Below are 11953 nucleotides of genomic sequence, written 5' to 3'. Positions count from 1 at the left end.
CAGATGAGGGTAGCAATGTCTTGGCGTTTCTTATTCGCAACGCTCCTGATCGCGCTTGGCGCGTCGGCCTGGGGCGGTATTCAATTGGGTGATTGGCTGGTGGCGCATGCGCCGGTGGCCGCGCCTGCTCCTGGCCAGGATGCCGCGGCTTCCCAGCAGCCCGTGCTGGATGCCAATGGCCGTCCTTATGTGGCCCAGCCTCCGCAACCGCGCATCGACGGTACCTTGGGCGTGCCCGACAAACCCGCCGACCGCGAATGGCAGGTCAATACCGTTTCGCTGTTCGACACCGTCAGCGATCCGTCGGTGAAGATCTCGCGGGACCGCATCAGCCCCGACCAGGCCCGCGAAATCGCGGCGGCTTCGCACGTGCCGCTACCCTCGGGCCCTTCGGACGTCAGCACGCTGGATCTGCAAGCGCCGGGCACGTCCACCGCCATCAACGGCGGCGGCCAGGTCCAGGCCAGTGGCTACGGCACGCCGCAAATGGTCCAGGCGCCGCCCCCCAACACCGCGCAGGCGCCTGGCGCCCTGGGCTGGCAAGATGCGCTCAAGCGTGAACTGGCGCATTGCGCCACGCAGGGCTTCTTCGAGCGCCCGTCGTGCTCTTGGGCCGCGCGCAACAAGTATTGCGGCCCCAACCGCGCCTGGGGCACCATGGCCGAGTGCCCGGCCCGCCCGCAATAAGGCCGGCCTGCGGCGCAACGCGCGCAACACCAAAAAAATGGCGCCCCGCGGGGCGCCATTTTTCATGACCGGAACATTACTCCGGCACGGACATCTGGCTTTGCAGGTAGTTCTGGATGCCGACCTTGTCGATCAGGTCGATCTGCGTTTCCAGGTAGTCGATGTGCTCTTCAGTGTCGTCCAGGATATCCTGGAACAGATCACGCGAAACGTAATCTCGGACCGATTCGCAATGCGCGATGGCTTCCTTCACGGTCGCCTGGGCGCCTTGCTCCAGCTTCAGGTCACAAGCCAGCAATTCCGGCACGTCTTCGCCGATCAGCAGCTTGTGCAGGTCTTGCAGGTTGGGCAGGCCGTCCAGCATGAAGATGCGTTCGATCAGGCGATCCGCATGCTTCATTTCGCCGATGGATTCTTCGTACTCGTGCTTGCCCAGCTTGTCGAAACCCCAATGGTTCAGCATGCGGGCATGCAGGAAATACTGGTTGATGGCCGTCAGTTCGTTGGTCAGTTGCTTGTTCAGAAACTGGATGACGGTTTTGTCGCCTTTCATGATGGACTCCTTGCAGTCAGGCGCGACGCAGATGCATCGCGACAAAGGAGCGCACGATGCCGCGCGTACGCAACCCCGGCAGACTACCACCAGCCGGAGGGCCGCGCCTAGCCTTGCGCTGCATTTGGTAAACCGCTTTAGGACCACAAGAAGAAAGCGTTAGGAAAATGAGAATGAGTATGCGTGCGTGATACCTTGCATGCACTGCACAGCATCCATGCGGCCTGTGCGCGGGCAAGTCTGCGGATTGCGCCTCGGAATGCCGCGAGATCCGGCCCCAATCAGCGGCGGCGCCCGCCGGAAAGGGCGCGCGACACGCGCGGGCCCTTTAGTTGCAGATCGACAACTGCGCGGCAACGGTGCGGCAAGTCCACGCTATGCGGCCCGCCGCGTCGCAAGCCAGATGCCGAACGCGATCGGCACGATGCCCAGCAAGTCCAGCCACGACACGTGTTCGCCCAACACCAGCCATCCGAACAGCAGCCCCAGTGGCGGCATCAGGAAGTGCAGCGCGCTGGCGGCCGTGGCGCTGGCACGGCCGAGAATCATGAACCACAGGTAATAGCCGCCCATCGAGACCGCGACGATCATGTAGGCCATGCTCCAGAACAGGCTGGCGGTCATGCGCGCGTCGCCGATGCTCTCGTGCATCAGCGCAAAGGGCAGCAAGGCCGCGGCGCCCGCGAGCGACTGTATGCCCGTGGATGTCCATAAGCCCGAGGAGGGCTTCAGACGCTTGTAGAGCAGCGTGCCAGCCACCAGCGCCACCAGGCCTCCCGTCACCAGCAACGTGCCATGCAGGTCCTCCTGCATGCCCGACAGCCGCGAACGCAGCACCAGCGCCACTCCCGCCAATCCCAGGCACAGGCCGAGCAGCTTGCGCCAGCCCAGGCGCTCACCCAGTACCGGGCCTGCCAGCACGCCGATCAGCAGCGGGTTGGTGCTGATCAGCACCGCAGTGAATGCGGACGACACCGTTGTCATGCCTGACCAGCTCAGCCCCAGGTATAGAGCGTTGTTCAGCACGCCCAGCAGGATTAGCGCCACCAGATCGCGCCCGCCCGGCATTTTCCAGCGGCCGCTGGCCGCTGCCAGGCCCAGCATCAGGGCGCCCGCGATCAGGAAGCGGATGGTCAACAAGGTCAGCGGCGGACAGTCCCGCACCGCGATCTTGGCTGCCGCGAACGCCGAGCTCCAAAGAAAGCAGAAAGCCGCGATGGGAGCCCAGCTGATGCCCGGCGAGGCTGGGGCGGATATGGCGGTGGCAGACAGGGTCGAGGTGGCCTTCATGGGGGGAATCCGAGGTGGACGCGCTGCCGCAGTTGCGGCGGATGTAGGAATTCTGCGCGGCCTTTCATCCATTGACAAACTCTTTATTCGGATCGAAAGTATTTGAAAAATGAATGCATGGAGCACGCAGATGCCAGATCTCGACCTTTTGCACAGCTTCGTGTCCGTGGTGGACGCCGGCGGCTTCACGGCGGCAGGCGAACGGGTGCACCGCAGCCAGTCCACCGTCAGCCAGCAAATCCGCAAGCTCGAGGAAATCCTGGAATGCGCGCTGTTCATCCGTGAGGGCCGGCAGGTTTCGCTCACCGAGGATGGCGAGCGCCTGCTGGGCTATGCGCGGCGGATGTTGGCCCTATCAACCGAAGTCCGGGAAGCCGTCAGCGGGCGCAAGCGCGTGGACGTCATCCGGCTGGGCGTGCCGGACGATTTCGCGGCCGACAAGCTGACCATGGTGGTCGCGGAGTTCGCACGGTCCCGGCCGGGCGTGCGGCTATCGGTCCGCTGCGATCTGACCTCCGCGCTCACGCGCGCGCTGGAACGGGGCGACCTGGACGTCGCGCTGCTCAAGCGTGAGCCGGGCGCTGGCGCCGCCTTGGCCGCCTGGCCCGAACATTTGCATTGGATCTGCGGCCCCGGCCTGAACCTCGCACCGACCGAGCCGGTGCCGCTGGTGGCATTCCCGCAGGGCTGCATCTACCGCAACCGTGCCATCCACGCCCTGGAAGCCGCGGGCCGGCACTGGCGGATCGCCTACGAAAGCCCGAACCTCATGGGCTTGCAGGCCGCATTGACGGGGGGACTTGGGGTGGCACTGCTGGAGCGGCGTTGCCTCTTGCCGGACCATCGGGTCATCGATGCAGGACTGCCACCGATACCGTCGACCGAACTGGCGCTATGCCTCGCCGACACGGTGCGCGAGCCTGCACGCCAATTGGCGATGACCGTCCGGGAGTTTTGCGAGAAAGAAGCAATGCGGCTCGCTGCGTGACGGCAGCGAGCCGGAGATAGACGACTATCCTCAGGCGGTAGCGACGAGGGGAATCGGGAAGCTGCTGTTGGCAGCGGGCGCGCCCGACTCGACCAGCGTGGCCGGAGGATTGACCGGAACCGCTATGGAGCGCACGTCGCACACGCTGGAGCAGCGGCCGCCTGGCAGGTATTCGGTAGCGGTAGCCGCACAGCAGCCGCAGCACGTGGCTACGCCCAGCTCGAATTGCAGGTCGGAAAGCGTCGTCGCGCCTGCGTCCACGCTGGCGCGGACTTGGCGTTCGGTGATGGCATTACATACGCAAATGTACATGAGAATAATTATCGAAAATTATTCTGCTACTGGCAAGCCCCGCGCGCAAATAAATTTGCAACCGAAGTGTCACGCAAGTCGTTGAAAATAGGGACGAATTTCCGTTATTCCGTCCCTGATTTCCGAAGCATGCTCAACGGGCGGCCGCCTGGGCCTTGCGCAATGCCGCCGGGGCTATCCGCAGCGCTTCGCGGTACTTTGCCACCGTCCGACGGGCGATGACTATCCCCTGATCGGCCAGCTTTTGCATGATCTGGCTATCGGACAAAGGCTTGGCCCGGTTCTCCTCCGCCACCATTTGCCGGATGAAAGTCTGTATCGCCGTGGCCGAGGTGGCGTCCCCGCCGTCCGTCGACACGCCCGTGCCAAAGAAGCGCTTGAGCTCCAACGTGCCAAACGGAGTGAGCATGTACTTCTGTGTTGTGGCCCGTGAAATCGTGGATTCGTGCAAACCGAGCTCGCCAGCGATGTCCTTCAGGATGAGCGGCCGCATGGCGGCAGGCCCCTGGCTGAAAAAAGCCGTCTGGTGCTGCACGATGGCCTGGGCTACGCGCAGGATGGTGTCGAAACGCTGCTCCACATTGCGGATCATCCAGCGTGCCTGCTGCAGCTGCGATTGCAGCCCCGCGTGCGCGGATTCCTTTTGATTCCCCAGCATCTGGGCGTAGAGCCCGTTGATCTGCAGCTTGGGCACGGCGGCGCTGTTCAGGGTCACCTGCCAGCCGCCGCGGGTCTTGCGCACGATGACGTCGGGCACGGCGTAGTCGGCCGCGGGCACGGTCCAGGCGCGCCCCGGACGCGGCTCCAGGCGCCGGATCAGCGCATGGGCCGAACGGAACGTGGCTTCATCGCAGCCCACGGCGGCGCACAGGCGCGCGGCGTTGCCCGTCGCCAACAGGGCCAGGTGCTGCGCGCAGATCTGGCGTGCACAGGCCAATACCGCGGCATCCGCCGCTTCAGGCAGTTGTTCCAGGTCCGGGTTGCGCAGCTGCAACAGCAGGCATTCCGCCATGTCGCGCGCGCCGATGCCTGGGGGATCGAAGGACTGGAGCAGCGACAGGGCCGCCTTCAGCTCATCCAGGTCCGGCTCCAGTTCCGCCGGCAACCAGTCCAGGATTTCCTCCAGCGGCGATCCCAGATACCCGTTCTCGTCCAGTTCGTCGATCAGGAGGCCGGCCAGCGCGACGTCCCTCGGGGCGGCCCGCGTCAGCCCCAATTGGCCCAGCAGATGCTCGCGCAGCGTGTCGGGGCGCGCGGCCTCGGGCCGGCTGGAGTCCTCGTCGGGATAGACGCCGCCGGACCCCGGCATCTCATCCACTGGCGTCTCGCGCTCAGCGGCGGGTTCGTCGTCCTGCACGGAGGATTCGCGGTCGGATTCCGCTGGCGCCTCGGCCGACGGCGCTTCGTCCTGGCGCTCCAGCAGCGGGTTCTCCGCCAGCACTTGCGAGATCTCGGCTTCGAGGTCGAGCGTGGACAGCTGCAACAATCGGATCGATTGCTGCAGTTGTGGCGTCAGCGTCAAATGCTGACCAGGTCGCAGTTCTAAAATTGGGCGGGTCATAGGTACAATATTTTGCATGATGAATCTGACTTCGCCCGCAAGCGTCCGCCAGGACTGCCGCCTGATCGGCCAGACCCTGCTCAAACTGGCGCTTCCTCGACTCATACTGCGTGCGATTGTCATCGCCGTCGCCCTGGTCGTCTGGTATCTGGCCGCCAACTGGATACTGAATTTCGGACGCACCGTGAACTACGAGTTCCTGCATTCCCTGGGCCAGCCGACCATGGACATGGTGCAGAAGGTCAACCCCTATATTTGGTGGGTGGTGGCCGGCATCTGGACCCTGATCGTGTTCTTCACGCTGCGCGCCTGGCTGTCCGCCAGCCTGGCTTCCGGCAGCGCCACGCCGGTCGAAACCAGCGTGCTGGCGGACCTGGCGCCCAACCTGTCCGAGGAGACCCTGGGCGTGCTGCGCTGGACGTGGGGCGACCGCCAGGAACCCTTTACGGTGGGCGATCTGCGCCGCGCCCTGTCTGAAATTCGCCACAATCGCGCCGGCAAGATCGCCATGGTTGCGGAACAGGCCCGCATCCTGGAATTGTCCGACCGCGCGCCGCGTGATCCTCGCGACGAAGTCCGCCGCGAAGCGCGCACTGAAGGCCGCACCGAACGTTATGTGGAACCGCGCATCGGTCCAGCCCGGTAAGTTCGTCCTCCCGCCTCCCAGACCAGGCCGCCCACGGGCGGCCTGTTTGTTTTGGTCCCTTGCCCCCCATAGCGACGCGTAAGCCGAAAACTATCCAACCCCGTTTTTGCTGAATTTTCTTCAGCGAAATGGCCTACCTGCAGCCTGTATCTCACCCCCACACAAAAGAGTATTCAGTTGCGCTGGCGGCAAAAATATGTTTGACTAGCAACCTATGGCCGCTCACCGCACCCCCTTCGCGATTGCCACCGGACGCTTCGACGCTCCGGTCGCCGGCCTGCGCGCTCGTTCCTCCGCCATCGCGCTATCGCTATACCTACCGATCGGTTGCCGGGCCTAGTGTCCCCGTGGTAGCTCGGCAGCCACGCTTGCCACACGCGATTTCCCCCTTTTATCTCTGAATCCTGCCGGTCAATCACGGCAAATCCTGGCACAAGACCGCCATCCGGTCGCGCAGCCGCCGAGGGTAGTACTCCCGGGATTCAAAAGAAACCGATCGAGGTGTAGTAATGATGCTTGCCAACCCCGCTACCAAATACGTCCCCTTCGCGCCCTTTACCCGCGACTACTCCGAACGCACCTGGCCCAGCCGCCGCATCACCAAGGCGCCGATCTGGATGAGCACGGATCTGCGTGACGGCAACCAGGCCTTGATCGAACCGATGAGCGTCGAGCGCAAGCTCCGCTTCTTCGAGCAGTTGGTGAAGATCGGCTTCAAGGAAATCGAAGTGGGCTTCCCCTCGGCCTCCCAGACCGACTTCGATTTCGTGCGCAAGCTCATCGATGAAAAGCGCATCCCCGATGACGTCACCATCATCGTGCTGACCCAGTCGCGCGAAGACCTGATCAGCCGCACGGTGGAATCCGCCGCGGGTGCCAAGCAAGCCATCGTCCACTTGTACAACGCCTGCGCGCCGGCGTTCCGCAAGGTCGTGTTCAACATGAGCAAGGACGAAATCAAGAACATCGCCACCACCGGCACGCGCCTGGTGAAGCAGTACATGGCGCAGCATCCGGAAACGCAATGGCGCTACCAGTACTCGCCCGAAGTCTTCAGCACGACCGAACCCGAATTCGCGCTGGAAGTCTCCAACGCAGTGGCCGACGTATGGCAGCCCACGCCCGAGTGCAAGATGGTGTTGAACCTGCCCGCCACCATCGAAGCCACCAGCCCCAATCTGTACGCTGACCAGATCGAATGGATGCACAAGAATCTGGCGCGACGGGACAGCATCGTACTCAGCGTGCACCCGCACAATGACCGCGGCACCGCCGTGGCCGCCGCTGAATTCGCCGTGATGGCTGGCGCCGACCGCATCGAAGGCTGCCTCTTCGGCAGCGGCGAACGCACCGGCAACGTCGACCTCGTCACGCTGGCCTTGAACCTCTACACCCAAGGCGTGCATCCGGAACTGGACTTCTCGGACATCGATGAAGTGCGCCGCTGCGCCGAATACTGCAACCAATTGCCGGTCCACCCGCGCCATCCGTATGCGGGCGACTTGGTGTTTACCGCATTCTCGGGCTCGCATCAGGACGCGATCAAGAAGGGCTTTGCCCAACAGAAGGCCGACGCCGTCTGGGAAGTGCCGTACCTGCCCATCGATCCCGCCGACCTTGGCCGCAGCTACGATGCCGTCATCCGCGTGAACAGCCAATCGGGCAAGGGCGGCGTGTCGTACCTGCTCGAGCAGGAACATGGCCTGGTGTTGCCGCGCCGCCTGCAGATCGAGTTCAGCCGCGCCATCCAGCGCGTCACGGATGAGACCGGCCGCGAAGTCACCGCCGACGACGTGCACACGATCTTCAACCGCGAATACCTCGAACAGAAGTCGCCCTGGAAGCTGGTGCGCCACCGCATCGACGGCAATCCGGCTGCCGGCGAGGGCCAGCACTTCAGCATCGAAGCCGAACTGGAATACAACGGTGAACGCCGCATCGTGACGGGCAAGGGCGACGGCGCCATCTCGGCCTTCGTGGCAGCGCTGGACGTGCCCGTGCGCATCATGGACTACCACGAGCATGCCATCGGCACCGGCACCGACACCCGCGCCGCATCCTATGTGGAACTGCGTGTCGGCGAATCGAGCACCGGCTTCGGCGTGGGCATCGACCGCGACATCGTGACCGCCTCGTTCCAGGCCGTGCTGAGCGCCGTGAACCGCCACATCAATGCCGGCGCGGTGACCGCAACCGAGCAAGAAACCGCTGAGACCGCGTGATCCGCGATCCGGCGTAAAAAAGCCAGCCTTATCGGGCTGGCTTTTTCTTCGGGCGCGTGCCGCGCACGCGCAGTCCACGCCCGCGCGCGGACGGGCGACGCTCAGCCGCGCGGCCAGATGTCGGAGGCGCCGATATCCGGCGCGGTGGCCGCCAGCAGCCGCTGATGGACCCATGCCGCCAGCGCCAGCGTGCGATGGTCGCTGTAGCGCGCGCCGACCAGTTGCAGCCCGACAGGCAGGCCTTGCGGGCCAGTGGCGAACGGCAGGCTCAGACTGGGATGGCCGAATACCGTCCAGGCACGCGAGAACTGTGGATCGCCCGTGCCCAGGTCGGCAAACGGCGCCTCGCCGCTCGCGCTTGGCGCCAGCAGCACATCGTATTTGTCGAACCAGGCATCCACGCGCGCGCGGGATTCGGCAACGCGCATCAGGTTTTTCTGGTGCTCTTCCGACGTAATCCGCGAGCCCGCTTCCAGGATGGCCTGGATCTTGGGGCTGAGCTGCGCCGCATGCTCCAGACGCTCATAGGCCAGGGCCTGCGACGCTTCGAACGCCATGATGTCCGCATGCAGCTGCACCAGAACGCAGTGCTCGGGCGGCAGCGGCAATTCTTCGACCACGGCGCCGGCGCGCGACAGAATGGCCGCGGCCTGTGCGTAGGCCTCCTTGGTTTCGGGCAAAGCATGCCGCCATTGCAGGCTGCGGTACATGCCGATGCGCGGCTTGCCGTCGTATGCGAGGTCCAGCATGCGGGGATCGCGCATCAGTACCGAAGCGAACAACGCCACGTCCGGCACCGAACGGGCAAAACCGCCGATGGTGTCCAGGGACTCGGCCAGGCTTTTGACGCCCGCGCGCGAAATACTGCCGAAGGTGGGTTTGAAGCCCACGATGCCGCAATAGGAAGCGGGCCGGATGATGGAAGCCGCGGTCTGCGTGCCCAACGCGAAGGGCACCATGTCGTCGGCCACCGCCGCGGCCGAGCCGCTGGACGAGCCGCCGGGCGAGTAGGCTTCGTTGCGCGGGTTGCGCGTGGGACCCGCCTGATAAGTGGCGAATTCGGTCGTCACGGTCTTGCCGACGACGATCGCGCCTGCGCCGCGGCACAGCGCCACCGAGGCCGCGTCCAGGCCCGGATGGTGGCGTTCATAGATGGGCGAGCCGTAACGCGTGGGCAGGTCGACGGTGTCGAACAGGTCCTTCACGCCCATGGGCAGGCCATGCAGCACGCCACGCAGCGCGCCGCGATCCAGTTCCTGCGCGCGATCCAGCGCGGCCTGCTTTTGCAGCGCGGTCCAGGCATGGATGGTGCTTTCGCGTTGCTCGATGCGCGCAAAGCAGGCGCGCACCAGCTGCTCCGCGGTCAGTTCGCGCCGTTGCAGCTTGCGCGCGGCTTCCAGCGCGCCAAGTCTGTTCAAGGCAGTAGACATGGTCCTTTCCTCTTTACCGGTACCGCGCGTCTTGCACGGCAGCAAAATACGCACCCGGTCCCCTTTGACCGAGGATCCGCCGTTATGCGCGGCATATTGCCGCGCAGTCCGGTTGGACCGACTCCTGCCATTGTGCGCGTCGCGTCAATTAGGAAAAACACCAAAAAATCCGCATTTTCCCGGGAAAAACCGCGTGCCGCGCCATGGCGATTTATTGTTGCGTCGGTATCAGCATAGCGCAAACCCGTGCAACACAAAGGTCATATTTGTCGAGTAAGATGAAATCGTTTTCACGAAACCCGACAGCAATCCTGCCATGGCTTCGCGCTCGTCGCCCCGCTTTTCCATTATTGAAGTGGCCCGCAAGGCCGGGGTTTCCCCGGCGACGGTTTCGCGCGCGTTCAACCAGCCCGAGATCGTGCATCCCGACACACTCGCGCACATCCGCAACGTGGCAAAGCGCGCGGGCTTCCGACCCAATCGCGTGGGCCGCAGCCTGCGCTCGGGCAGCACGCGCACCATCGGCCTGATACTGCCCACGCTGTCCAATCCCGTGTTCGCTGAATGCTTCGAAGGCGCGGAGCGGCGCGCGCGGGAATCGGGCTATAGCGTCATGCTGACCGCCACCGGCTACGATCCCGCGGTGGAATCCGCGGCGGTCCAGGGCCTGATGGACCACCAGGTGGATGGCCTGATCCTGACGGTCGCGGACGCCGCCAAAAGCGCCACGCTGGACGACCTGGACCACGCGGGCATTCCCTACGTGCTGGTCTACAACGAGTCCGGCGCCCATCCCTTTGCGTCCGTCGACAATCGCGCGGCCGCCAGCGACATGGTGGCCCATCTGGCCGCGCTGGGCCACCGCCGCATCGCCCTGGTGACAGGCCCGCTGACCGCATCGGATCGCGCCCGCCGCCGCTTGACCGGCGCGCGTGCCTGCGCCAAGCGGCTGGGCCTGGACGACATCCAGCACATTTCCATGAGTTCGCACACAGGCAGCGACCTGGAGGCCCTAAAGGCCGCGCTGCGCGGCAAGCAGGCGCCCACCGCCCTGTTCTGCTCCAACGATCTGCTGGCAACCGCAGTCATCGCCGACCTGGTGGGTCTGGGGCTTTCCGTGCCCGCCGATATCTCGGTATGCGGATTCGACGGCATGCGCTTCGGCGCCTTGCTCACCCCGCCCCTGACCACCGTGGCCCAACCCAGCGACGGCATCGGGGAAACGGCTTGCTCGAATTTGCTGGCGCAGATACAAGGCCAGCCCCCACACTCGGACCGCCTGCCGCATTGCATCGTCGTCGGCGGCACCGCCGCGCCGGTGCGCCGTTAAGGCATATCCCTACAACAACCATTTTCTTGTCTACGCGTCATGCTCATCGCACAAATCACCGACCTGCATATGCGCACCCCTGGCGACAAGGCCTACGGCATCATCGATCCCGCGGCCTTCCTGGCGCCGGCAGTGCGCGCGCTCAACGCCTTGACGCCGCGGCCCGACTGCGTGTTGATCACAGGCGACCTGACGGACCTGGGCCGTCCGCACGAGTACCAGGCATTGCGGGACCACCTGCAAGCGCTGGAGATTCCCTATTTCCTGCTGCCCGGCAACCACGATGACCGCGCCCAGTTGCGCGCTGCCTTCCCTGACCATGGTTATCTGCAAGGGGAAGGACCGTTTATCCAGTACGCCATAGAAACCTATCCGCTGCGCATGCTGGCCTTGGACACCGTGGTGCCCATGAAGAGCCATGGCGAGCTATGCCAGGACCGCCTGGACTGGCTGGCCGCCCGCCTGGCGGAACAACCTGAGCGCCCTACGTTGGTCTTGATGCACCACCCGCCGTTCCTGACCGGCATCGAGCACATGGACGCCATCGGCCTGCTGGCGGGCGCGCCTGAACTCGAACGCATCGTGGCGCGGTTTCCCAACGTGGAGCGCGTTCTTTGCGGCCACCTGCACCGCACGATATTCCAGCGCTTCGGCGGCACGATCGCATCCACCTGTCCGGGTACTGCGCATCAGCTCGCGCTGGAGCTGGGACCGCGCCCGACGCTGCAATACATCATGGAACCGCCGGGCTATCAGCTGCATTGGTGGCAGGGCAAGAACCTGGTCACGCATCATGCGGTCATTGGGGAATACCCCGGCCCATATCCTTTCGCCTGAGGCCATAGACTACGAAAGTTTGCCTTGCCATACATCCGTCATGTTTGCGCTGCACAATGAAAAGGTTTTCATAACAGGCAACAATGCGGATCTAACT

General features: G+C 64.4%; 11 protein-coding genes. 6 read left to right on the top strand and 5 right to left on the bottom strand.

Annotated features, from left to right (window positions below; genetic code table 11):
* The first annotated feature begins 3 nt into the window (after positions 1 to 3).
* Complete coding sequence (locus VCS63_RS03725) at positions 4 to 687, top strand: hypothetical protein (RefSeq protein ID WP_170946311.1); 684 nt, start codon at positions 4 to 6, stop codon at positions 685 to 687.
* Between the two features lie 76 nt (positions 688 to 763).
* Here VCS63_RS03725 and bfr read toward each other — a convergent pair whose 3' ends face one another.
* Positions 764 to 1240, bottom strand: coding sequence for a bacterioferritin (bfr, locus tag VCS63_RS03720; RefSeq protein WP_042795741.1), 477 nt, complete (start codon positions 1238 to 1240; stop codon positions 764 to 766).
* Positions 1241 to 1615: 375 nt separating this feature from the next.
* Positions 1616 to 2530, bottom strand: coding sequence for a DMT family transporter (locus tag VCS63_RS03715; RefSeq protein WP_042795742.1), 915 nt, complete (start codon positions 2528 to 2530; stop codon positions 1616 to 1618).
* A gap of 130 nt (positions 2531 to 2660) precedes the next feature.
* On the opposite strand from VCS63_RS03715, the gene VCS63_RS03710 reads away from it, so the two are divergent.
* Complete coding sequence (locus VCS63_RS03710) at positions 2661 to 3518, top strand: LysR substrate-binding domain-containing protein (protein WP_278488253.1); 858 nt, start codon at positions 2661 to 2663, stop codon at positions 3516 to 3518.
* 30 nt (positions 3519 to 3548) lie between these two features.
* Here the strand turns inward: VCS63_RS03710 and VCS63_RS03705 are convergent, their stop codons facing one another.
* Together VCS63_RS03705 and rpoN are read right to left on the bottom strand one after the other, a co-directional pair.
* The gene (locus tag VCS63_RS03705) at positions 3549 to 3830 is read right to left on the bottom strand and encodes a (2Fe-2S)-binding protein (RefSeq protein ID WP_042795745.1); all 282 of its coding nucleotides are present in this window, start codon (positions 3828 to 3830) and stop codon (positions 3549 to 3551) included.
* A 133-nt stretch (positions 3831 to 3963) separates the two neighbouring features.
* Positions 3964 to 5409 carry an RNA polymerase factor sigma-54 gene (gene rpoN / locus VCS63_RS03700; protein WP_063961223.1) on the bottom strand — a complete coding sequence of 482 codons (1446 nt, stop codon included), beginning with the start codon at positions 5407 to 5409 and terminating at the stop codon, positions 3964 to 3966.
* Between rpoN and VCS63_RS03695 the strand changes: the two genes are divergently transcribed.
* Together VCS63_RS03695 and leuA are read left to right on the top strand one after the other, a co-directional pair.
* On the top strand, positions 5408 to 6037 hold the full coding sequence (locus tag VCS63_RS03695) for a hypothetical protein (protein ID WP_042795747.1): 630 nt from the start codon (positions 5408 to 5410) through the stop codon (positions 6035 to 6037). The genes rpoN and VCS63_RS03695 overlap by 2 nt on opposite strands.
* Positions 6038 to 6546: 509 nt before the next feature.
* Positions 6547 to 8259 (top strand): 2-isopropylmalate synthase, encoded by a 1713-nt coding sequence (gene leuA / locus VCS63_RS03690; protein ID WP_042795748.1) that lies wholly within the window; start codon positions 6547 to 6549, stop codon positions 8257 to 8259.
* A gap of 101 nt (positions 8260 to 8360) precedes the next feature.
* Here leuA and VCS63_RS03685 read toward each other — a convergent pair whose 3' ends face one another.
* Positions 8361 to 9689: an amidase gene (locus VCS63_RS03685; protein ID WP_042795749.1), complete on the bottom strand. Its 1329-nt coding sequence runs from the start codon at positions 9687 to 9689 to the stop codon at positions 8361 to 8363.
* A 316-nt stretch (positions 9690 to 10005) separates the two neighbouring features.
* Here VCS63_RS03685 and VCS63_RS03680 point away from each other — a divergent pair, with 316 nt between their 5' ends.
* Together VCS63_RS03680 and VCS63_RS03675 are read left to right on the top strand one after the other, a co-directional pair.
* Positions 10006 to 11019, top strand: coding sequence for a LacI family DNA-binding transcriptional regulator (locus VCS63_RS03680; RefSeq protein WP_042795750.1), 1014 nt, complete (start codon positions 10006 to 10008; stop codon positions 11017 to 11019).
* Between the two features lie 39 nt (positions 11020 to 11058).
* Positions 11059 to 11856 carry a phosphodiesterase gene (locus tag VCS63_RS03675; RefSeq protein ID WP_063639188.1) on the top strand — a complete coding sequence of 266 codons (798 nt, stop codon included), beginning with the start codon at positions 11059 to 11061 and terminating at the stop codon, positions 11854 to 11856.
* Positions 11857 to 11953 lie beyond the last annotated feature (97 nt).

It is taken from the genome of Achromobacter sp. D10, assembly GCF_035282245.1.
In the GTDB taxonomy this organism is placed as follows: Bacteria; Pseudomonadota; Gammaproteobacteria; order Burkholderiales; family Burkholderiaceae_B; genus Achromobacter; species Achromobacter insolitus.
This window is presented reverse-complemented; position numbering and strand designations above follow the sequence as displayed.

Excerpts from the sequence above, each read along its gene's own strand:
- bfr (WP_042795741.1), bottom strand. The coding sequence starts at position 1,240 with ATGAAAGGCGACAAAACCGTCATCCAGTTTCTGAACAAGCAACTGACC.
- VCS63_RS03680 (WP_042795750.1), top strand. The coding sequence starts at position 10,006 with ATGGCTTCGCGCTCGTCGCCCCGCTTTTCCATTATTGAAGTGGCCCGC.
- VCS63_RS03705 (WP_042795745.1), bottom strand. The coding sequence starts at position 3,830 with ATGTACATTTGCGTATGTAATGCCATCACCGAACGCCAAGTCCGCGCC.
- VCS63_RS03725 (WP_170946311.1), top strand. The coding sequence starts at position 4 with ATGAGGGTAGCAATGTCTTGGCGTTTCTTATTCGCAACGCTCCTGATC.
- VCS63_RS03685 (WP_042795749.1), bottom strand. The coding sequence starts at position 9,689 with ATGTCTACTGCCTTGAACAGACTTGGCGCGCTGGAAGCCGCGCGCAAG.
- VCS63_RS03675 (WP_063639188.1), top strand. The coding sequence starts at position 11,059 with ATGCTCATCGCACAAATCACCGACCTGCATATGCGCACCCCTGGCGAC.
- VCS63_RS03715 (WP_042795742.1), bottom strand. The coding sequence starts at position 2,530 with ATGAAGGCCACCTCGACCCTGTCTGCCACCGCCATATCCGCCCCAGCC.
- leuA (WP_042795748.1), top strand. The coding sequence starts at position 6,547 with ATGATGCTTGCCAACCCCGCTACCAAATACGTCCCCTTCGCGCCCTTT.
- VCS63_RS03710 (WP_278488253.1), top strand. The coding sequence starts at position 2,661 with ATGCCAGATCTCGACCTTTTGCACAGCTTCGTGTCCGTGGTGGACGCC.
- VCS63_RS03695 (WP_042795747.1), top strand. The coding sequence starts at position 5,408 with ATGATGAATCTGACTTCGCCCGCAAGCGTCCGCCAGGACTGCCGCCTG.
- rpoN (WP_063961223.1), bottom strand. The coding sequence starts at position 5,409 with ATGCAAAATATTGTACCTATGACCCGCCCAATTTTAGAACTGCGACCT.